Raw genomic sequence first — 18933 nt, 5'->3', positions numbered from 1 at the left:
CTTTAAAAGTTTGCGTGTTCCTGTATTGATTTTTTTCGGAGCAACGGCTTCGGGGAAAACAAGCTTAGCTTCCGAAATATTTTCTTATAAACATTCAAAAGATTTCTCAAAAGAAGGCGAAATTTCGGCTCTTTCATCTTGTGCCGAAATTATAAGCGCCGACTCGGTTCAGGTGTATAGGCACCTGCATATCGGCTCGGCTTCCCCTTCAAAAGAAGAATTGGAAGACCTCCCTCATCATTTAATCGCCGTAAAAGAGCCCTCAGAAGAATTTTCGACGGCCGACTTTGTAAGGGAGGCCGATAAGCTTTGTCCCGAAATATATGCGAGGGGAAAACTTCCGGTCTTGATGGGAGGCACGGCCTTTTTCTTAAAGAATTTTATCTATGGGCTTCCCGTTACTCCGACAGCCGACCCTAAAATCCGGGATCACTTTCAAAAACGCGCAAGGGAAGAGGGTGCAGCCGTCCTTTTGAATGAGCTAAAAACAATAGATCCTGTCTCGGCCCAAAGGCTTCATGTCCATGACGAATACAGAATAGTAAGAGCTCACGAGGTTTTTGCCGCCTCAGGAAGGCCTTTAAGTTCTTTTGCCCTCCCAGAAACCCCAAGAAAAGAATACGCGTTTTTTATCTTAAGTATTGAAAGAACCCGCTCTCTTCTATACGAAAGAATCGAGAAAAGGGTCGATGCAATGTTTGCCGAGGGGCTCTATGATGAGGTAAAAAAGCTTTACGAAATGGGTTATACGGGAGAAAGCCCAGGGCTCAAAGCCATAGGCTACAGGGAATTCTTCGATGAAAACAACCGCTTAAAACCCGAATCGGCCTTGGAAGAAGTCTCGGCTCTTATAAAACGGAATACCAAGCACTACGCCAAGCGGCAGGAAACTTTTTTTAAGGCAATCCCCAATGTTCACCGCTATTTCATAGAAGATGAGGCTGAGATATTGAGGCTTTATAGGGATATTTGCGGGTTTTATGGGAAGAGACGAATATCTTAACTTAGTACGGCAGGAAAAAGTTTAAAACGATACAAATGGACGGACTCTTTACTCTTCATCTTCTTCGGCTTCAGACTCTTCTTCGGGGGGAGGAGTTTTTTCTTTTTCAGGCTTGGGAGTTTTCTTTTTTGTGACAAAGTGCCTAGGCTTTTTCTTATAGCTCATTACATAAAAAATAAAGCTTAAAAGTAGGCCGCAAACGATAGTAACACCAATTACTATGGGAGAAAGGACAACATTTTTTACCACATAAAAAAAACCGGTTGAATTCATACTCTTTTATCGGAAAAACCTACAAAAAATTTTAGCGGCTTCTACGGTTGCTGCCTATCCAAATATTTCCTTTCGCCTAATTATACTATGTTTTTAGGAGATTGTTAAGTGTATAGGCAGTGACGACAACTTCTCATCTACGCAATATCCAAAATATCCGTATTGAGTAGGAAATCTTTCATATCCATAATGACAAAACCATCTTCATTTCTCCACGGTTTCTTGCGGCCGCTTATAATGATAATCTTCTTAAAAGAATCGGGAATGTTATGCAGTGAATAAAACTCTTGATTTTGTTTAGCTTCCGAATTGATGTCAAATGCAACTTGAATATAATATCGCCGGTTCCCCTGATTTGCCGCAAAGTCAACCTCCAGCTGCTTGCGGATACGCTTGCCCTCTTTGTCATATAGACCGTTCCGGCATCCGCATTATAGCTGCGAATCAATAACTCATTATAGACAATATTCTCCATGATATGAGTAGGCTGCTGCTGTCTGAAATTAAAACGAGCGTTTCGAAGTCCTAAATCCGTAAAGTAATATTTCATATTTGCTCCAATATACTTCCGTCCCTTAATATCATACCGGCTCGCCTTGGAAATCAAAAAGGCATCCGCTAAATGTTCAATATGGTTGGAAATCGTCTTATTGGTATAAATCATTTGATGCCCACTTGCAAAGGTATTGGCAATTTTCGTAGGATTGGTTGAAGCACCGATTACAGAGGCAAGCAAGTCAACCAAAACTCCAAGCTCATCCGCACTTTGAATCTTGTTTCTTTCAATCACATCTTTTAGATATACATTTGTAAAAATATTTTTTAGGTGATTCTCTTTATCCCTTTCACTCTTTATTTTTGTTCATTTGCACACTTTTTATTAACGATATTCTATCACAAATTACTGCCGATTTCAATATTCATTCCATTTTTATGTGTATATATACATTTCTTCGGAATCAAAAAAGGAAGTATCGGCTATTTGCTTTTACTTCTTTTTAGTGATTTTATTTAATTGCTTTAGTGCGGCAAACCGGGATTTGTCTAAAATACTTCGCATATCATCGAAGCTTGTTCATAGAAATTTTTTCCTACCGATTTATATTCTTCAGAAAAAAAGCTGTCATGAACATCTCTCCAATACCGATAGATCCTATCTTCCTCTCCTTCATGCCATGCATGTTCCGTTGTAATTAATTTATAAGGCATTATATCCACCATTCCGAGGTCAGTTCCCCTTCCTGAATCAATGGGTTTAAACTCTTTTCAGCCTCTATTACAAAATCATTTTTCTTCCGGGACATTTTTCAATATATATTTACTTACCAAATAACCGATAGAAGCAAGTACAATTCCAACACCCGCAAAAGAGGCCAAGGCAATAAAGTAGCCTGAAATCTTACTTGTATCAAACCATCCGCTGTATAATAAAGCCGGATAAACGGTACAAAGCATAGCTATAGTATGAAGAGTGATTTTTTTCTTAACGCTCCAAACATCATAGTCATATAATGCCGAAAACCCTGATACTGAAGCCGATATAATCGTAATTGCAACCATCATCCGAAATTGCTTAAGATCTCCGCTTTTATAAGTAAAATATGTGCCGATACCCATAATAATCAATAAGATGCCGCCTCTCAGCAGACCACTCCTAATCACTTTTCTTTTCAGTTGCATATGTTTCTCCCTTCTAAATAGATAGTTATTTTTAAGATAATCTCTTTTCTTATATCTTGCCGATTCATGTTATTTAAAACTACTGCTCTTCAGTATCCGTCATATTTCACACAACCATTCTGCGTTTCTCTAAACACTAAATATGCATCAGACAGCTTCTAATTTATATCATCACAATATAGTTACTTAAATAAGCAACTATAATATTAATTTCATCATAAAATACATTCATTGCACTTTCATCTTTTAACTTAATTTCTCTCATCTTCTTCCTTTCCATAATTATCATCAAAACTAATCACATCATTCGTAGTGCATTCAAGTGCCTTGCATATTCTCTCAAGGTTTTTGAATGTAATCGGCTTATTCTTTCCCATCTGTGCCATAACATTAGTGGTGAGTCCCGCCATTCTTATGACATCGACTTTCATCAGATCCTTTTTTATTAGTTGTATCCATAACGGTTTATAATTAAGTGCCATCGTTCATTCTACTATCTGCATAAACTTTATCAATTATACCATATAAATTGAATAAACTCAATCTAATGTTCTCGAATTTAAGTTTTGCAAACCTTGTTTCACTTGTTATTCCGTCTTTATTCTGCCATTAAATGCTTTACGCCTTGGCTCTTTCCTTGAAGTAGCCGAACACATGGATAAAATCGCCTTTCTTAAAGTTCCTTGCCATCTCACTTTTTTCGCCATACACCGAGCATTTGGTGTATTCCTTACCGCCTCCGTACTTCTTCACCAAAGTGAAGTTTGCCACCTTTACCTCTTCGCCATCTTTTTCAAATGAGCTAAACACCGGTTCTTCCACAAGACTGGCATTGATGTTAATCATTTTTTCTTTGTCCATTTCCTTATCCTTTCTTATTTTGAGTAAAAAAATAGACGATAGGATTCCTCTCTATCGCCCTAACTACTTGCTTATTCTGATTATTTCCACCGATATAGTGGGAGATCGGTTCCTTATTCTCATTGTATCCTCCTTGTTTTTAAGCATCAAAAAAGGAAGTATCGGCTATTTGCTTTTACTTCCTCTCTATAATTTTATTTAATTGTTTTACTTCGACAAACTGGGATTTATCTATGATTATAAGTATTGAATTTTTTTAAGTTAGTCCAAACAAATTTCTATTTTAATTCTATCCGGATCCTCAAAATAAACTGCATAATGTTCATTCCCACCGGCATTTGGATATTTATTATCATATAGCAAAACTATATTTCTCTGAATAAGCAACTTCCTAATTTGATCGATTTCATCCTTGCTATGACACCGAAAAGCAAGATGATTTAATCCGATACTGCATCTATTGTATCCCCTAATTAGATACTTTTCTTTTGCCTGCACAAAGACAATATAAAATCCATCCTTTTTATAAGAAAATCCGTCTTCCCATTCCTGAAACAACTTAAAGCCTAAAATGCTAAGTATCCAAGAATAGAATTCCTTGCTTTTGTCTAAATTACTTACATAAATCTCAATATGATGCATCATATCACCTCAACAACTTCTATTTTGTCAATTTCTCATCCACCCCATTATATCACTTTTCCCATATTCTGTCAGTTAATCAAGTTGAATATTTGTTCTTGTAACTATTCTATGAATACTTTCCACCTACCGTTTCGTTTCCCATTTTCTCGAGCAATTAAGCCCTTTTCTTGCATTTCTATGGTTCTTGTCTTAATGGTTCTTTCTGATTTTCCAATAATACGAGCCAATTCTTTTTGTGTAATACTCGGATTTCTTATCAGCTCTTTCATAATAGCTAATTCTTCTAAAGTGCAATTTTTGCACTTTGAAATATTTACATTTGCACTTTGATCAGCGCTTTTGCCGTCATATTCAATATGCATATATCTGTTTTTCAGCTCATGTTCGGCATCCATCAAAAGATTTTCAAAAAACAATTCCAAGAACTCAGTTGTTGCATGGATACCGTTCTGCAAATCATTATAATTTGCTCTAACTAAAGCATTTCTAAAATACCAAGAATTTTCTGCAAATGTTTCATTACTAAAATTAAAACCGGGAGTTATCTTTCCAACAGCCGAATCCATTTTTTCTGTCTATGCGCATAGAAGCATTTTGCCCACATCCATACAAAAATCGTCTTCCATCCTGCACCAATCTCAACTTCATCACTATATGTAGTAGTGCCATCCTTGTTGTCTATCAATTGAATTCGATGATTCCACATAGGAACGTGTGTATTGCTTTCGTTTGTATATATCCCCTCTTTAGAAAACTCAATAACATTAATAGTATGAATCCCATAAGGAATTATGCCAAATATTTTGAATCTGAATGTTATTGTCTGCCCAGGATACCACTCTATATCATCACTTTTGGTTTGCGGTTCAAATGTTGCATAAGGTATTGCGATACATTGCAAAGTAGAAAGATTTTTCAAAAGTGAATACACTCTATCAATTTCACATGGGAAGACGCTTTGTCTATATAGCGTTTTTGTTTTCATGCTGCTCCTTGTCAACTTCTACTTTGTCAATTTTTCGTCCAATCCATTATATCACTTTTTCAATATTCTGTCAGTTAATCAAGTTAATATCATCGGTATCCGAAACTGTGTTTCCAACTATGCTTTAAGAAAATCTTCCATCAATAAAAAGTCCCTAATTCCGATGTAGTAAATTCCATATTCATCGTATCTCGGCACTATATTATCTTTAACAATGATTATTTTTTTAAAGGAGTCATCAATTCTTTTTAGAGAGTTTCTTTCTTGTTCTTTTTTCTCCTCACTATTGATAGCAAAGGCTGATTGAATATAACATCTAAGATTTCCTCGGTTGATAACAAAATCAACTTCTAACTGTACTCTTGTTGTTTTTCCATTTACATTTGGAAAATATTCCACTACTCCCACATCTACATTAAATCCTCGCCGTAATAAATCATTATAAATGATATTTTCCATAATGTGTGTTTTCTCAACTTGCCTAAAATTGAGTCTGGCATTTCTCAATCCAATATCAGCAAAATAGTATTTAAGCGGCGTAGAAAAGTATTTTGCTCCCTTAATATCATATCGCTTAGCAGCATACAAAATATATGCTTCTTCAAAATAAGATAAATATTTTGAAATGGTATTATTAGATATATTCATCTTCTTTTCAGAAGCAAATCTATTTGATAATTTAAGGGGATTTGTAAGGGAGCCTACTGCTGAAGATACAAAATCAAGTAAAACTTCTACGATTTCTTCGCTATTTTTTATCTGATTTCGTTCGATAATATCTTTAATATAGGTTTCTTCAAATAGGTTTTTTAAATAGTTGCTTTTTTCTTCAAATGTTTCAAGTTCAAGTATAAACGGCATCCCGCCACAGAGTACATAATCTTCCCACGCTTTATCTTTATTTTCATAACAGCTGCTCATTTCAGCAAAGGATAAAGGATACATATGAATTTCATCTCCCCTATCTCTAAATTGTGTTAGAATATCTTTAGAAAGCATTTTTGAATTACTGCCGGTAACATATATATCAAGATTTTTCCGTTTCATCAGAGAAAGTAATGTATCAACAAAAGTAATTTTTTCTTCTTCGTCATCGATATGCGGATTTTTTACCGATTTTGAAAATTGTATCTCGTCAATAAAAATATAATACTGTTTATTATTATCGATTTTACTCTTGATATAGTCATTGAGCTTAAATGGATCTCTATACTGAATGTTTTCAATATCATCAAGTGCCATTTCAATAATTTGTTTTTTAGATATGCCGTTTTTCAATAAATAATTTTTGTATAGCTCAAACAACAAATATGATTTGCCGCATCGCCGTATCCCTGTAATTATCTTAATTCTTCCATTATCCTTTTTCTTAATAAGTTGATCCAGATATTGTTTTCTTTTTATAATCATACTATCACCAGTCCATATAAAATATTTTACGTGGCATACCACAGTTTTTATTCGTATATATTTTATCATTTTTAATGAGCCGTTTCAAGTATTTTAGTACTTGTTACATAGCAATCTTATTTAATTGTTTTACTTCGGCAAACGGGATTTATTGTACCCTTGTTGGAATAAAAACTGTGTTCTTTTCAAAAATACCGAATGCAAATCCAAATTTATAAAACAAAGGCATGTTTTCAAATGAATTAAAACTTGTCCTATTTACAAATTCATTTAAGGAAACTGTTTCAATATATCCGTATGGATTGACAATTATAACGCTGTCATTTCTTATATCCATTCCAACTACCAGCGAATAATGTAATGTCCATTCTTCATTGTGCTTTGCTGCCCATTCAAATGGGACAGAAACACCATCTGCTAAACAGTCATATACTTTGTAAATCAACTCGCTATTAGTAAGATATTTGTACATTGTTGTCTGAAATTCGGGGAACTGCCGGTTAAACTCATCACAAAAAGCTTTCCCTGTGGAAGTCACGACTTTTCCATATTTTTTATAAAGATCTTCTTCCGTAAGTTTTCCGCCGTTCCATGCAGAAAACATTTCAATTACAGCATATCCGCAAGAAACATCCTGATTTATAACCTCTAGGCCCTCAACTAAAACCGGAGTCTGATACTTTTCATTATTTATAGCAACAGCATAGTCATCTTGGATTCTATTTGTTTTTACTGCCAACACTGTAAAAGCGATTCCGACAATAAAAACAGGAATGATAGTAAATAACAAGATAGCAATCAACGCTATTTTTCTATTATTTTTCTGCACCTCTTTAGCCTCCGCAAATTATAATTTAGTTAATATCTTTTCCAATATTCTCTAAAATTTCAAATCCGGTTAATAAATAGTAACTAATACATTGCCGTTAACTTCGAGCACTTGCTTATAAAACTTTTTCATATTTTGAAAGCAGTCGATTAATTCCTCTTTTATTTCATCAGCCTCTTCTTCATAGCCCCAGATGTTCGGATATAAATCCGCTTTTTTGCATTCTTTCATACTGAATTTTTCTAAAGCTTTTTCTATATCAAAATTATCGAGAGCTGAAACAATATCAGCAATTCTGGTTTTTTCTGTATAAGCTATAAACTCTTCTACATCATCAAGAGAAGATACACCAACGACCGCTTCACTAAGAGGGTCATTTTCTATCGGCTTGCCGCTATCCACTCCGGTAAGCAGAAAATGAAGTGCATCCCACATCTTATCTATATCGAGTAATATCTCTGCATTTTCATTCCAATCTTCTGCAGTCTCAAAGATTTCATCTTCTTCTGCATTAAAAGATTTGAGTTCTTTTAAGTTTTCGTCACTTAAAAATTGATAATTTGCTCTTATTCCCATTTTTATTTCCTCCTAAACTTCTAATTTTTCAATTTTTCATTTAGTCCATTCTATCATTTTTTCCGTATTTTGTCAGCAATTGAACAAAAAAGGCTTTTATTTTGCAATATTAAAAGAAATTTGAAAAAAAACTAAAAAAAACTTGACTTTTAATCAAAAGAGGCTTAGAATGTATGCATGGAATTTAAAGATGCATTGAAACCCGATTCTGTAGATTTAAAGGATGTCATTACTCCTGAAACCATTAATCTGCACTTAAAAGGGACTACAAAAGAAGCTATTATTGATGAGTTACTTGATACGCTTGTAAAAGCCGGAAAAGTAAAGGACAAGGTTGCTACCAAGGCTTGTGTTATGGACAGGGAACGCAAGATGTCCACAGGTATGAAGCATGGTATCGCCATACCTCATGGAAAGACTGATTCAGTAAGCGATCTCGTTGCATGTATAGGCATCGCAGATAATCCGGTAGACTTTGATTCTCTTGATCAAGAACCGGCCCGAATATTTATTATGACTCTGTCACCCCTTGATAAGACAGGTCCTCACTTGCAATTCCTTGCACAGATAAGTTTGTTATTTAAAAGTGCAGAAAAAAGGGAAGAGCTTTTAAGGGCGGCAAGTGAACAAGCTGTAATCAAGCTTTTAATGGAAAGCGACGAAGAGTAACAGGTTAAAAAGCCTTAGATAATGGCCTATGCCTGCCCTGGCACAGGCCGTTATTTTTTGCTCAACTCGTTTTACGCTGTGAATATCTGAACCGGTTGACAAATCAGCTGATTTAACTCATATTATTACCATGCCCAGTAAAAAAGAAAGTTTTTTCCAAAAAATATTAGGTTTGTTTATGTCCTCAGACAGTCCGGAGGCCTTAAAAAGGCGGAAGTTGAAGGATATTGCAAAAAATATAGGAAAAACCAGATACAGCAAATGGTATAAATCGAGTTCTCAAGAGGTATTACCTCAAGCAGCTCAGTTTTTTTATAGTATATATAAGGTAGTAGGCCCGGCCAGGCCCCTATTAGCCGGTGCCGCATCTTCAAAGGTACTAAAAAATGTTGCAGTCGAAAATGCTCTCTCAGATAAGCAAAAAAAGTTACTTGAAACTCTATCCGAAGAGTCAATTATCGAACAATCAAAAACCGTTAATGCCGAGATCCTTGCCGAAAAGGTAAAAAAGGAATTAAAAACCTTTGTAGGGGAGCTTGATTCCAATCAAACGCAAAAAATCGACCTAAGCTATCAACATCTTGATGCCTTTATTCACTTTGTGCTTTTTGACTACTATTTTTTACTTCGAAAATTCGATTCTAACTTTGTCGAAAATAATTTCAACTACACTCCCAACTTTCAGGCAATAAGGGGAGAATATATTACCGAAGACTTAAAAGATTTTGCCTCGGTTTTTTATCAGCTGAGTATAGATACCGATTGGAATCTTATCTTCGATATAATAAAAACCTATAAAAATATTCAGCCGGTTCATGCAGGCCAATGGAAAAAGCTTTTAGGAGCCCTAAATGACCTCCGCCGCTCACGAGCTCTCGAATATATTATTCAACATATTACAGAAGATATAATTTACACGGTTGAAACCTCTCCATTTACCGAAAAAGTAACCGATACCTATGTTTCTCAAATTAAAACATCTACCCAAAATGTGATAAACAAGCTCATCGAGGAACAAAGATCTTCAAAGGTAGCGGTTTTGATAAGTAAAATATTCGGAGATCAAATAATTTCCGGGATGAAGAACTACACTGCGGACGCCAACAAGGCTTTTACAAAAAGAGGCTTGTCGGGATATAGCTATACCGAAGAACTGAGCTATCTAAAATCCTTTTTAATAGAATATGTAAAAACGGACGTCAGGGCTCTGTGCGACTTATTTTTAGTAAGGGGTAATTGGGGCAGCTTTGCAGGCACTACATCGGACTTTTCCAATAGTTTCCATGCAATAATTCAAATAACTTCCAAAACAATAGAGTTCGATGACAAACTTTCTGAAGTTTCCGATGTAGGGGTAAAATTCCGGACCCTTCTTTCCAGAATGGAAAGAGAAAAGGAAGCCGGAAGGCAGGCCGCAAAGCTTTTAAATGATGTAAACGAAACAGCCCTTAAGCTTATAAATATTTCACTAAAACACATAATAGTAATAGGCAATAACTTTAAAATAATAATAGCCGATTATGACAAGCCTCGACGGGAATTAATCCAAAACTGGAAAGAAATTGAACAACATTCTGAAAGGCCTGTAAGGGAGTGGCTTGTCGAGGCCTACAAAAAAATCTACGACTTTACCATGCTAATGCAGCTTTTTATCAAAAAAGAATAAAAAGCCGCTTCACAAAAATCTACATCCTATCTTAGTTTATATCATTGTTGTGGGCTGACCTGTAGCATCCAAAGCATCCCGCCACAAAGAGCTTTCAGGGTTAACATGCTTTCTTTCTGAGACTATTTGCTCAATCGGTAAGTGCACGAATTTATTGTTGACAAGCCCGATAAGTGTACGGGTTTTTCCTGACATAGCAGCATGAACCGCATTGTTTCCCAATCGTTCACAATAAACAGAGTCGATGGGGGCCGCGATTGAAGACCGAATCTGATAGCTGGGATCAATGTATTTTAGGTTTATGTGCATTCCGATCTTATCAAAGTAATCGGTTATTTCTTTCTTCAAAAACAAACCTATATCAGCAAGCTTTTTATTTCCTGAAGCATCAGTTCCTTCTTCAATATTCATTAAGTGCTGGCCGGCTCCTTCGGCTGCAACAATGAGGGCATAGCCGTTTTCGACAAGCTTTTTTTCCAAAAGTTTTAAAAAGCCGTTCTCTCCGCCTAATTCAAAGCGGACTTCGGGGATAAGAACAAAGTGAGCCTCGTGGCAGGCGATGGCCGTATGTGTTGCTATAAACCCGGACTCTCTTCCCATGAGCTTTACCAAGCCTATACCGTTAATCTGGGAACTCGCTTCCATGTTGGCTGCTGCCACAGACTCCGTAGCCTTTGCAATAGCCGTATCGAAGCCGAAGGACTTTTGTATAAAGGAAAGATCATTATCTATCGTTTTGGGAATACCTATTACGGAAATCTTTAAGTGACGTCTTTCAATCTCTTTTGAAACTTCAAGAGCTCCTTTTTGTGTACCGTCACCCCCGATAAAAAAGACCATATTGATATTCATCTGTTCGATTCCGTCTACTATTTCGGTTACTCTGGTTCCTCCGCCTCGGGACGTACCCAAAAAAGAGCCTCCCGTTTTGTGGATTCCGTTTACAACTTCAGGAGTTAATTGAATAGGGGAAAAGCCATATTCCGAAATAAAACCCTTGTAGCCGAATTTTATTCCGCTGATTCGGCGGACTCCGTATCTTGTCCAAAGACAGCGGACTATAGCCCTTATAACATCATTTATACCGGGGCATAGACCTCCGCAGGTAGCAATTGCTGCATGTACATAGTTAGGACTAAAATATATCTTTTGGCGGGGCCCGGCCTTTTCGATAAGATCGGCATGAGTAAGAGGCTCACCGACTTCACCCATTGAGGCCTCTAAATTATATCTTATAAATTCGTTATCGGTTACATAATTTGCAATCAGATCTCCGTGGGTTTCAGACAGCATAATAGGAGACTGTATTTTACATTCTCCCAATGAAGGAATGGAAAAGTCCGTTTTTTTCATGATAAACTCCTTTTTATTTAATCTTTCTCTTTAAAAGATAAATTGTTTCTTGTGTCAATTTATCTCCCTCTTTTATATTCATTCTTTTAAACATACCCTGAGGAACCTCAAGGGCATAGCGTACAGAATAGGTACTTTCAACCGTTTCCAAGCTATAAGGCATCATATCATATATTTCTTTAATCAGCCCTGAGCTGTCGATAAAAGCGATTGAAAGAGGGTGAGGAGTATTCTTCATCCAAAATCTGAGCTTTGCATCTTCTTTGTATAAAAAAATCATTCCTGTACCTTCAGGAATTACCTTCCGCTCCATAAAGCCCCTTTGCTGCTGGGCAGGTGTAATTGCAAGCTCTACGTTTATTTTTTCGATATTCGTTTTAACTGAATCTTCCGCTTTTGTTTCTTCGTTAGTTTCCTCACTTAAAATTTTTTCTATAAAGATATCTTGAGTCTCCATCTTATCTTGTCCGTCGCATGAAGAAAAAAAACAAAGCATCAAAACCGCTATTATGGCCTTTTTAAAAATCATTTATAAATTCCTCTCGTAAAATATCACTGTAGGCCTTATCGGTTTGACTTTTTTCTAAAAGTTCATTAAAGACTTTCAAATCAATGTATTTTATTGCCAAGGGGCGCTCTAAAATCATTGATACGGTTTCATTTTTCCAGACAGCCCTCTTGGGGTCTATGCTTAAAGGCTCTCCGTATTTGGAGGTCAAAGCGGAATACATTGAATAATAATCTATCTTATCCGTATCCATTTGGATAATAATAATGTAAAGATTTTCCTCATAGAATTGAAACCAAGCTCTTTTAATATTACTTGAACCCTTTGTTTCAATAAGGCTTCGGTTTTTTCCCGGTAAAAGAGAAATATCCCTTTCACCCCTGTATCCGAATATAGAGTCTTTTAAAAGGGCTTTTTTAGCGGCATCCATATTCATGCCGAGACTTATTTCTCTATAGCCGGCAGGAAGCTCGGCAAAAGTTGAATCCGTATCTTCAAGTTTTTGAGCCGTCTCATTTTTATTTTCGGGAGTTTTTTGTTCTAAACTTGCTTCTTCAGTAAAAACAGTACTAATAAGAATAAAAACTATATAAAAAAATAACTTTTTCATAATGTGTTTCCGTTCTACCAATATCCGCCGCTTTTTGCACGGGCATTTATACGCGATTTTTCAATTTCCTGCATCTTTTTAAAATAAGCAGCCTGCTTTGAAAGTTCAAGTTCGTCCGTTATGGAAATTTTTGAGCCGTCACATCTTACTATGGGCTGTTTTAAAAATCTTGTAACAGCTTCAGATACCTCTTCTTTAGGTATGCCGCACATATTTGCCAATTCAACGGGACCGAAATTAAAGGTGTGGTATTTGCCCTTTACAGGTTTAATTCTCAATTTTTCCAATTGAATTGCAAGCATATCGTACATTTTTTCGACATGGTCTTTTATAAGAGTGTTTGCAAGCTGTTTATACATTGCCCAGATCCTATCGGCGAAAGTAGTTGTAAGACGGGCAATCAACTGAGGCTGAGTTGAAACCATTTGGTTAAAGTTTTGGCGGTTTACCGCTAAAAGCTGACATCCTTCTTCTGTAACAATAGCACTTGCAGATCGGGGTTTATTTTCCAAAAGGGCCATCTCACCGAACATATCGCCTTCTTTTAAAACGGCCAGCAGAACTTCATTGTTATCCAAAATCTTTGTGATTTTTACATGTCCTTTTTGAATAATATACAATTCCGCCCCGGATTGACATTCACAAAAAACCATATGTTCTTTATCGTAGAGCCTTATCATTTGGTTTGTAGGAGGTTCAAGGACTTCCATGGGTATCTTAACCCCCATCGCCTTAATTGCCATAACCCTTTTTTGGGCTGCATCTGCAAATTCACCCTTGGGCTGAGCCTTCAAATAGTGATAGTATGCATAAAGAGCCAAATCAAATTTAGACATCCTCAAATAATATTCACCTATAGTAAAAAGATGGGAAATACTGGTTACAACATTCCGCTTTAGAGTAATGCGGGTCAAGGCCTCATCCAAATAACGCATTTTTTTTGAAAAAGAATAAATTATCTTCATAGCAACAGAAGTATTCTTTTCGATTAGATGGGGGAACTGACCGTATGGAACTGAAATCAAAAGTGCATCAGTCAAAGCGATAGCTGTTTCAATTTGATTATGTCCCGACATGCAGGAAACAACACCTAAGAAGTCGCCCGGCCCCAAAACGTTTCCGCCTTCTTCAACAACAACTTCATCTTCCTTTGCAATCTGCACTTTTCCGCTTTGTATAATATAAAAATGATCGGTATCCGACTTTCCTTCTATGAGAATATATGAGCCTTTTCTAAAATTCAAAAATGACAGCTGTAACAAGTTTTAACCTCTCATACCTTTGTGCATTGAAAAATAGAAACATTGCACATTTATAGTATATTTTGAAAAAGTCGAATTGTCAACCTACTTACCTAAAATACTTTATTAATTATCTTCTGCCGATTGTATTTTTGAACTTTTTTTGATAAAATACGCAAATGAGTACCTTTAAAAAAATTACCGATTTTATTGAATCCAAAAAAGAAGATATTATAGGATTGGAAAAGCTTTTAACTTCGATTCCTGCAATGGCTCCGGAATCCGATGGGGACGGAGAATTAAAAAAATGTGAAGCCCTGGAAAAATACTTAAAAGAGGCAGGGTTTAGCAATTTTGAAAGATTTGATGCCCCCGATGAGAGGGTTTCTTCAAAGATACGCCCCAATTTGATTGTTACCATTCCCGGAAAAAACGATAGGGAAAGGCTCTGGATTATGAGCCATCTGGATGTTGTTCCTCCCGGAGACCTGTCTAAGTGGGAAAGCGACCCTTGGACAGTAATCGAAAAAGACGGAAAGCTCATCGGGCGCGGAGTTGAAGACAACCAGCAGGGCCTTGTTTCTTCGGTTTTTGCAGCCTTGAGTTTTATTAAATTGGGAATCACCCCGGAGCACACGATTAAGCTTTTATTTGTTGCCGATGAAGAAGTCGGCTCGCAATACGGTATTATCTACCTTCTTAACAACCACAATCTTTTTACAAAAGACGATTTGATTCTTGTACCGGACGGAGGAGATCCTAAGGGAGAAACAATAGAAATTGCCGAAAAAACAAGCCTTTGGCTTAAGGTTATCACAAAGGGAGTTCAAACCCATGCCTCAATGCCGAACACGGGTAAGAATGCCTTTGTTGCAGCCTGCGACCTTGCCCTTCGCTTAAACGATCTTGAAAATCACTTTAACAAAAAAGACGATTTATTTTCACCTAATTATTCGACCTTTCAGCCGACTAAAAAAGAAGCCAATGTACCGAATGTAAACACAATTCCGGGAGATGACGTTTTTTATGTGGACTGCCGCATTCTTCCATCGTATGATGTAAATGAGGTCTTAAAAGAAATGCAAAAAAGAGCTTCAGAGGTTGAAAAAAAATACGGTGTTACTATCAGGCTTGAATATGATGAACCGGAAGCCTCTCCTGCAACGCCTAAGGACTCAAAGATTGTAAAAGTTCTTTCATCTGCCGTAAAAAAGGTAAAAGGAATTGAAACTTCTATAATAGGAATAGGAGGCGGAACTGTAGCAGCCTGCCTTAGGGCCAAGGGCTTTAATGCCGTTGTTTGGAGCTCCCTTGATGACAGCTGCCATCAGCCCAACGAGTATGCATTTATAGACAATATAGTAAACGATGCAAAGGTTATGGCAGCCTTGATGTTCGGCGTCGAAAATATTTAAAACCTAAAGCACTTAAAATATGAGAGAAAAAAACTGGAGGGAATTTTCGGCTGCCGAAACAGCAGATTTTGAACAGCCCGTCTTAATTTCCTCCGCTTTTCAAAAATTGATAGAAGAAGCCGAGCCTCAAGATGCAAGGGCCTTGCGCCTTCAAGTTGAGCCTTCCGTCCATGAAAAAACAGCCTGTCCTTACGAAACCTCAGACCCGCTCGGCGAGCAAAAATATTGCATAAGCCCTTATCTTGTTCACCAGTACGAAAACAGGGTGCTTCTTATAACGACGGGTACATGCCTTTCATATTGCCGTTATTGCTTTAGACGGGGACTCACAGCCCGCTCTCAAAACTACATTGGGGCTGAAGAATTAAAGGAAGTTACGGGCTATATCAAAAAAAATCCGCAGGTTACAGAGGTCCTTGTTTCAGGCGGCGATCCCTTAAGCGGAGGCTTTGAAAAGCTTGAAAGGGTATTAAGAGAATTACGCTCCATAAAAAATGACCTTTTGATAAGGCTGTGTACGAGGGCTCCGATATTTGCCCCCGAACTTTTTACGGGAAAACTTTTACGGCTTTTAAAACAGGTGAGCCCCCTATGGCTTATTCCCCATATAAACCATCCTGCAGAGCTTGGAAAGGAGCAAAAAAGAGCTTTAAAGACTTGCATTGAAGCCGGTATACCCATTCAAAGCCAAACCGTTCTTTTAAAAGGCGTAAATGATAACGAAAAAACCTTAGTCAACCTTTTTCACGGCCTTGCCTGCATGGGCATAAAACCCGGCTATCTTTTTCAGCTAGATCCCGCAGCCGGGACTTCCCATTTTCGAGTTCCCTTAGGTGAGGCCCTAGAGCTTTGGGAAAAAGCAGAAGCAAAGCTTTCAGGCTTGTCGCGGCCTCAGTTTGCTGTAGACCTTCCGGAAGGCGGAGGAAAATTTCCCCTTTCGGCACTTCTTTATTCTAAAAAAATCATAGAGCAAAAAGCAGGTACAGGCTTTAAGGCTGTCGGCATAGATGGTGTTATACATAAGTATACATATTAATGTATACAAAAATATACAATCTTTTATTAAAAATCAATACTCCTAATTAAAAATATCCATAAATTTAAATAACTCCATTATTTCCGCGAGAAAAAAAGCAAATCTTAGCACATTTTTTGCTTAGAACTTTATGAGGTAATAAATTATGACGGAAGATCTGCTTTTACAATACATTAAGGATAGCAAAAAATATCCTCTTTTATCAGCCGAACAAGAAGCAGAATTAGCCGATAAAGTAAAAAAAGGCAACAAAGAAGCATTGGAGACACTTGTCACATCAAACTTGAGGCTTGTAATAAAGATGGCAAAAAAGTTCAGCTCAAATGAAACCCAAGTTATGGAGCTAATACAAGAAGGCAATATTGGATTGATGAAGGCTGCCTCGAAATTTTCAAAATCGTTTAAGGTACGCTTTTCCAGCTACGCCGCATGGTGGATAAAACAATCTTTTTTACGATATTTAAATTCGGCAGACAAGGCTATAAAACTTCCTGTAAGAAAAGAGCTTTTAATCAGACAGGTCCGCCAAGAAGAAGAAAATTATAAGATAAAGTATGGAATTTCGCCTTCATATAAGCAGCTTGCAGAAATAATGAACGAAAAAATAGATATTATAGCTCAAATAAAATCTTTTAATTATACCGAAATATGCAGCCTAGACGATCCTATTGATAAAGAAACATCTTCCTCTCTTTATGATTTTATTCCATGCAATACCTATAATCCTGAAGAAGAGGTTGTCGATAAAGAATTCAAAGAAAGATTAAATAAATGTTTGGAAATACTTAATGACCGCGAAAAAGATGTTTTAAAAAACAGATACGGCCTTGACGGCATCATGACAGCAATCCCCTTTGCAGTCTTAGGAAAAAAATATTCCATTTCGGCAGAATCCATCCGCCAAACCCAGCTGCGGGCTTTAAGAAAATTAAGAGCCGACAGAAATAAGATTAAGGCAATGGTCTCGGTGTAGGTTTTGCCGGCCGGCAGTTTTAGTTGTTTTTGATTTTACCGAACATATCAAGGAAAATTACAACAATCATTAATTCAACAAGAATAAAACATAGCCAAGTAATTACAAGATACGCAATTAATACAGCCTTATATGAAAAAATTTGATCATCCTTGATAGTTTTTATTAAACACGAATCCAATTCCGGATGTATTAATATTCGGACTTGATCTCCAAGTTTTGGTAGTTTACCTCTTATTAAAGGAGGAGATAAAGGCGCACGATATTTTTTTCCTGTTTCTGCTTTAAAACGATAAGTAGAATAAGAACCTCCTACTGAACCCCTATCAATTAAAATTGCATTTATTTCCTGATTTGCTTTTAAAATTAATTTATTCTCAAGATTGAATTCATTTAATGATGTTGAAAAATGAATAATCAACCATGGGTATAATACCAAACTCATAGGTAATCCCACAAAAAAAACAGGCCATTTCTTTTTAATGTAGTTTTTCACCATAGTCTCCTCACTTACTCAAATTTTGTGTAAGCATACTTTATGCAAATAAATTTTTAAGAATTACAATAACATATAATAAAAAATAAACAAATACAACAAAACAAAAAAAATTAAAGATAGTATCAAAACATATTCTAAGTATGTTACTAAGAATATTCTTATCTTTTATATCATATAGTATTTGAGGATTTTTTCTCTTTATAATTTCCATTAGCTTATCTAAATTTTTAATACTGTGACTTATAACAATATTTTCATTATTAGTTAAACATATCTTAAAAAATCCGTCAGAGTCTCCTTTATAATCATAAATTATTCTGTATATATTTTGAATATTTATTTCTCTTTTTTTAAAGTTTCGAATGATAATTAAGCTGTTGTCTCTAATATAGTATTTTTCAAATACACTTTTTATGCTTATAAACATTAATAATAGAGAGATAACCATAATGAATATGCGGATAAATATATTCATTTCCACATTTAAAAATATTTTTATATTTAAAAGACTTGCAATAAAAAAACTAAAAGACATTACAAATATAATGGCCAAATAAAAAAAATTATGATAAAATATGTTATGTCTATTATTCAGTAGATAAGATATAAATAATAAACATAATCCTAAACATATAGCAAAATATAGCTCAATGGATACTTGGCCAGTTTTTACTAAATTGATTAAATCAAATTTTTCCATT

At 36.0% G+C, this 18933-nt stretch carries 24 protein-coding genes; 6 read left to right on the top strand and 18 right to left on the bottom strand.

The window, feature by feature from the left end; translation table 11 throughout:
• Positions 1-10 precede the first annotated feature (10 nt).
• Positions 11-1003, top strand: coding sequence for a tRNA (adenosine(37)-N6)-dimethylallyltransferase MiaA (miaA, locus tag E4O07_RS13060; RefSeq protein WP_253686515.1), 993 nt, complete (start codon positions 11-13; stop codon positions 1001-1003).
• A 48-nt stretch (positions 1004-1051) separates the two neighbouring features.
• On the opposite strand, the gene E4O07_RS13055 is transcribed toward miaA, so the two are convergent.
• The 12 genes from E4O07_RS13055 to E4O07_RS13000 form a co-directional block, all read right to left on the bottom strand.
• Positions 1052-1276 carry a hypothetical protein gene (locus tag E4O07_RS13055; protein ID WP_253677896.1) on the bottom strand — a complete coding sequence of 75 codons (225 nt, stop codon included), beginning with the start codon at positions 1274-1276 and terminating at the stop codon, positions 1052-1054.
• A 232-nt stretch (positions 1277-1508) separates the two neighbouring features.
• The gene (locus E4O07_RS13050; protein ID WP_253686513.1) at positions 1509-2066 is read right to left on the bottom strand and encodes a DUF4143 domain-containing protein; all 558 of its coding nucleotides are present in this window, start codon (positions 2064-2066) and stop codon (positions 1509-1511) included.
• A 254-nt stretch (positions 2067-2320) separates the two neighbouring features.
• Positions 2321-2485, bottom strand: coding sequence for an ASCH domain-containing protein (locus tag E4O07_RS13045; protein ID WP_253686511.1), 165 nt, complete (start codon positions 2483-2485; stop codon positions 2321-2323).
• 75 nt (positions 2486-2560) lie between these two features.
• Positions 2561-2956, bottom strand: coding sequence for a DUF3021 family protein (locus tag E4O07_RS13040; RefSeq protein ID WP_253686509.1), 396 nt, complete (start codon positions 2954-2956; stop codon positions 2561-2563).
• Between the two features lie 251 nt (positions 2957-3207).
• Positions 3208-3438: a helix-turn-helix domain-containing protein gene (locus E4O07_RS13035; RefSeq protein WP_253677892.1), complete on the bottom strand. Its 231-nt coding sequence runs from the start codon at positions 3436-3438 to the stop codon at positions 3208-3210.
• Between the two features lie 136 nt (positions 3439-3574).
• Positions 3575-3817: a single-stranded DNA-binding protein gene (locus tag E4O07_RS13030; protein ID WP_371921932.1), complete on the bottom strand. Its 243-nt coding sequence runs from the start codon at positions 3815-3817 to the stop codon at positions 3575-3577.
• A 261-nt stretch (positions 3818-4078) separates the two neighbouring features.
• Positions 4079-4462: a VOC family protein gene (locus tag E4O07_RS13025; protein ID WP_253686508.1), complete on the bottom strand. Its 384-nt coding sequence runs from the start codon at positions 4460-4462 to the stop codon at positions 4079-4081.
• A gap of 101 nt (positions 4463-4563) precedes the next feature.
• The gene (locus E4O07_RS13020) at positions 4564-5028 is read right to left on the bottom strand and encodes a winged helix-turn-helix domain-containing protein (RefSeq protein WP_253686506.1); all 465 of its coding nucleotides are present in this window, start codon (positions 5026-5028) and stop codon (positions 4564-4566) included.
• On the bottom strand, positions 5004-5447 hold the full coding sequence (locus tag E4O07_RS13015; RefSeq protein WP_253686504.1) for a hypothetical protein: 444 nt from the start codon (positions 5445-5447) through the stop codon (positions 5004-5006). Before E4O07_RS13015 ends, E4O07_RS13020 begins: the two co-directional genes overlap by 25 nt.
• A gap of 117 nt (positions 5448-5564) precedes the next feature.
• Positions 5565-6857, bottom strand: coding sequence for an ATP-binding protein (locus E4O07_RS13010; RefSeq protein WP_253686502.1), 1293 nt, complete (start codon positions 6855-6857; stop codon positions 5565-5567).
• A gap of 148 nt (positions 6858-7005) precedes the next feature.
• Positions 7006-7686 carry a hypothetical protein gene (locus tag E4O07_RS13005; protein ID WP_253686500.1) on the bottom strand — a complete coding sequence of 227 codons (681 nt, stop codon included), beginning with the start codon at positions 7684-7686 and terminating at the stop codon, positions 7006-7008.
• A gap of 69 nt (positions 7687-7755) precedes the next feature.
• Positions 7756-8262 carry a YfbM family protein gene (locus E4O07_RS13000; RefSeq protein WP_253677852.1) on the bottom strand — a complete coding sequence of 169 codons (507 nt, stop codon included), beginning with the start codon at positions 8260-8262 and terminating at the stop codon, positions 7756-7758.
• 177 nt (positions 8263-8439) lie between these two features.
• Here E4O07_RS13000 and E4O07_RS12995 point away from each other — a divergent pair, with 177 nt between their 5' ends.
• Complete coding sequence (locus E4O07_RS12995) at positions 8440-8931, top strand: PTS sugar transporter subunit IIA (RefSeq protein WP_253677851.1); 492 nt, start codon at positions 8440-8442, stop codon at positions 8929-8931.
• A gap of 178 nt (positions 8932-9109) precedes the next feature.
• Complete coding sequence (locus tag E4O07_RS12990; protein WP_371921985.1) at positions 9110-10597, top strand: DUF5312 family protein; 1488 nt, start codon at positions 9110-9112, stop codon at positions 10595-10597.
• A gap of 36 nt (positions 10598-10633) precedes the next feature.
• Here the strand turns inward: E4O07_RS12990 and E4O07_RS12985 are convergent, their stop codons facing one another.
• Genes E4O07_RS12985 through E4O07_RS12970 form a run of 4 tightly spaced genes read right to left on the bottom strand, consistent with a single transcriptional unit; the run spans position 10634 to position 14330 of the window.
• Positions 10634-11950: an ATP-dependent 6-phosphofructokinase gene (locus E4O07_RS12985; protein ID WP_253686495.1), complete on the bottom strand. Its 1317-nt coding sequence runs from the start codon at positions 11948-11950 to the stop codon at positions 10634-10636.
• Positions 11951-11963: 13 nt separating this feature from the next.
• A complete protein-coding gene (locus E4O07_RS12980; RefSeq protein WP_253686493.1) occupies positions 11964-12479 on the bottom strand; it encodes a DUF192 domain-containing protein in 516 nt (171 codons plus the stop codon).
• On the bottom strand, positions 12469-13068 hold the full coding sequence (locus tag E4O07_RS12975) for a hypothetical protein (protein WP_253686491.1): 600 nt from the start codon (positions 13066-13068) through the stop codon (positions 12469-12471). The genes E4O07_RS12980 and E4O07_RS12975 overlap by 11 nt, the downstream gene beginning before the upstream one ends.
• 14 nt (positions 13069-13082) lie before the next feature.
• Positions 13083-14330 (bottom strand): Crp/Fnr family transcriptional regulator, encoded by a 1248-nt coding sequence (locus tag E4O07_RS12970; RefSeq protein WP_253686489.1) that lies wholly within the window; start codon positions 14328-14330, stop codon positions 13083-13085.
• Between the two features lie 158 nt (positions 14331-14488).
• On the opposite strand from E4O07_RS12970, the gene E4O07_RS12965 reads away from it, so the two are divergent.
• The 3 genes from E4O07_RS12965 to E4O07_RS12955 all read left to right on the top strand — a co-directional run bounded on the left by E4O07_RS12965 (position 14489) and on the right by E4O07_RS12955 (position 17733).
• Positions 14489-15724: a M20 family metallo-hydrolase gene (locus E4O07_RS12965; RefSeq protein ID WP_253686487.1), complete on the top strand. Its 1236-nt coding sequence runs from the start codon at positions 14489-14491 to the stop codon at positions 15722-15724.
• A 19-nt stretch (positions 15725-15743) separates the two neighbouring features.
• Entirely contained in the window at positions 15744-16760 is a 1017-nt protein-coding gene (locus E4O07_RS12960) for a KamA family radical SAM protein (RefSeq protein WP_253686485.1), read from the top strand.
• Between the two features lie 145 nt (positions 16761-16905).
• On the top strand, positions 16906-17733 hold the full coding sequence (locus tag E4O07_RS12955; RefSeq protein ID WP_253686483.1) for a sigma-70 family RNA polymerase sigma factor: 828 nt from the start codon (positions 16906-16908) through the stop codon (positions 17731-17733).
• A gap of 19 nt (positions 17734-17752) precedes the next feature.
• Here the strand turns inward: E4O07_RS12955 and E4O07_RS12950 are convergent, their stop codons facing one another.
• A complete protein-coding gene (locus E4O07_RS12950; RefSeq protein ID WP_253686481.1) occupies positions 17753-18232 on the bottom strand; it encodes a hypothetical protein in 480 nt (159 codons plus the stop codon).
• Positions 18233-18269: 37 nt separating this feature from the next.
• Entirely contained in the window at positions 18270-18932 is a 663-nt protein-coding gene (locus tag E4O07_RS12945; RefSeq protein WP_253686479.1) for a hypothetical protein, read from the bottom strand.
• Position 18933 lies beyond the last annotated feature (1 nt).

It is taken from the genome of Treponema sp. OMZ 798, assembly GCF_024181385.1.
Classification (GTDB): domain Bacteria; phylum Spirochaetota; class Spirochaetia; order Treponematales; family Treponemataceae; genus Treponema_B.
This window is presented reverse-complemented; position numbering and strand designations above follow the sequence as displayed.

What these genes read in the sequence shown, in the direction of transcription:
- E4O07_RS13040 (WP_253686509.1), bottom strand. Translation starts at nt 2,956, where the DNA reads ATGCAACTGAAAAGAAAAGTGATTAGGAGTGGTCTGCTGAGAGGCGGC.
- E4O07_RS12975 (WP_253686491.1), bottom strand. Translation starts at nt 13,068, where the DNA reads ATGAAAAAGTTATTTTTTTATATAGTTTTTATTCTTATTAGTACTGTT.
- E4O07_RS12965 (WP_253686487.1), top strand. Translation starts at nt 14,489, where the DNA reads ATGAGTACCTTTAAAAAAATTACCGATTTTATTGAATCCAAAAAAGAA.
- E4O07_RS12945 (WP_253686479.1), bottom strand. Translation starts at nt 18,932, where the DNA reads ATGGAAAAATTTGATTTAATCAATTTAGTAAAAACTGGCCAAGTATCC.
- E4O07_RS13025 (WP_253686508.1), bottom strand. Translation starts at nt 4,462, where the DNA reads ATGATGCATCATATTGAGATTTATGTAAGTAATTTAGACAAAAGCAAG.
- E4O07_RS12960 (WP_253686485.1), top strand. Translation starts at nt 15,744, where the DNA reads ATGAGAGAAAAAAACTGGAGGGAATTTTCGGCTGCCGAAACAGCAGAT.
- E4O07_RS13045 (WP_253686511.1), bottom strand. Translation starts at nt 2,485, where the DNA reads ATGCCTTATAAATTAATTACAACGGAACATGCATGGCATGAAGGAGAG.
- E4O07_RS12950 (WP_253686481.1), bottom strand. Translation starts at nt 18,232, where the DNA reads ATGGTGAAAAACTACATTAAAAAGAAATGGCCTGTTTTTTTTGTGGGA.
- E4O07_RS13020 (WP_253686506.1), bottom strand. Translation starts at nt 5,028, where the DNA reads ATGGATTCGGCTGTTGGAAAGATAACTCCCGGTTTTAATTTTAGTAAT.
- E4O07_RS13035 (WP_253677892.1), bottom strand. Translation starts at nt 3,438, where the DNA reads ATGGCACTTAATTATAAACCGTTATGGATACAACTAATAAAAAAGGAT.
- E4O07_RS12985 (WP_253686495.1), bottom strand. Translation starts at nt 11,950, where the DNA reads ATGAAAAAAACGGACTTTTCCATTCCTTCATTGGGAGAATGTAAAATA.
- E4O07_RS13055 (WP_253677896.1), bottom strand. Translation starts at nt 1,276, where the DNA reads ATGAATTCAACCGGTTTTTTTTATGTGGTAAAAAATGTTGTCCTTTCT.
- E4O07_RS12990 (WP_371921985.1), top strand. Translation starts at nt 9,110, where the DNA reads ATGTCCTCAGACAGTCCGGAGGCCTTAAAAAGGCGGAAGTTGAAGGAT.
- E4O07_RS13010 (WP_253686502.1), bottom strand. Translation starts at nt 6,857, where the DNA reads ATGATTATAAAAAGAAAACAATATCTGGATCAACTTATTAAGAAAAAG.
- E4O07_RS13000 (WP_253677852.1), bottom strand. Translation starts at nt 8,262, where the DNA reads ATGGGAATAAGAGCAAATTATCAATTTTTAAGTGACGAAAACTTAAAA.
- E4O07_RS13030 (WP_371921932.1), bottom strand. Translation starts at nt 3,817, where the DNA reads ATGGACAAAGAAAAAATGATTAACATCAATGCCAGTCTTGTGGAAGAA.
- E4O07_RS12980 (WP_253686493.1), bottom strand. Translation starts at nt 12,479, where the DNA reads ATGATTTTTAAAAAGGCCATAATAGCGGTTTTGATGCTTTGTTTTTTT.
- E4O07_RS13015 (WP_253686504.1), bottom strand. Translation starts at nt 5,447, where the DNA reads ATGAAAACAAAAACGCTATATAGACAAAGCGTCTTCCCATGTGAAATT.
- E4O07_RS12955 (WP_253686483.1), top strand. Translation starts at nt 16,906, where the DNA reads ATGACGGAAGATCTGCTTTTACAATACATTAAGGATAGCAAAAAATAT.
- E4O07_RS12995 (WP_253677851.1), top strand. Translation starts at nt 8,440, where the DNA reads ATGGAATTTAAAGATGCATTGAAACCCGATTCTGTAGATTTAAAGGAT.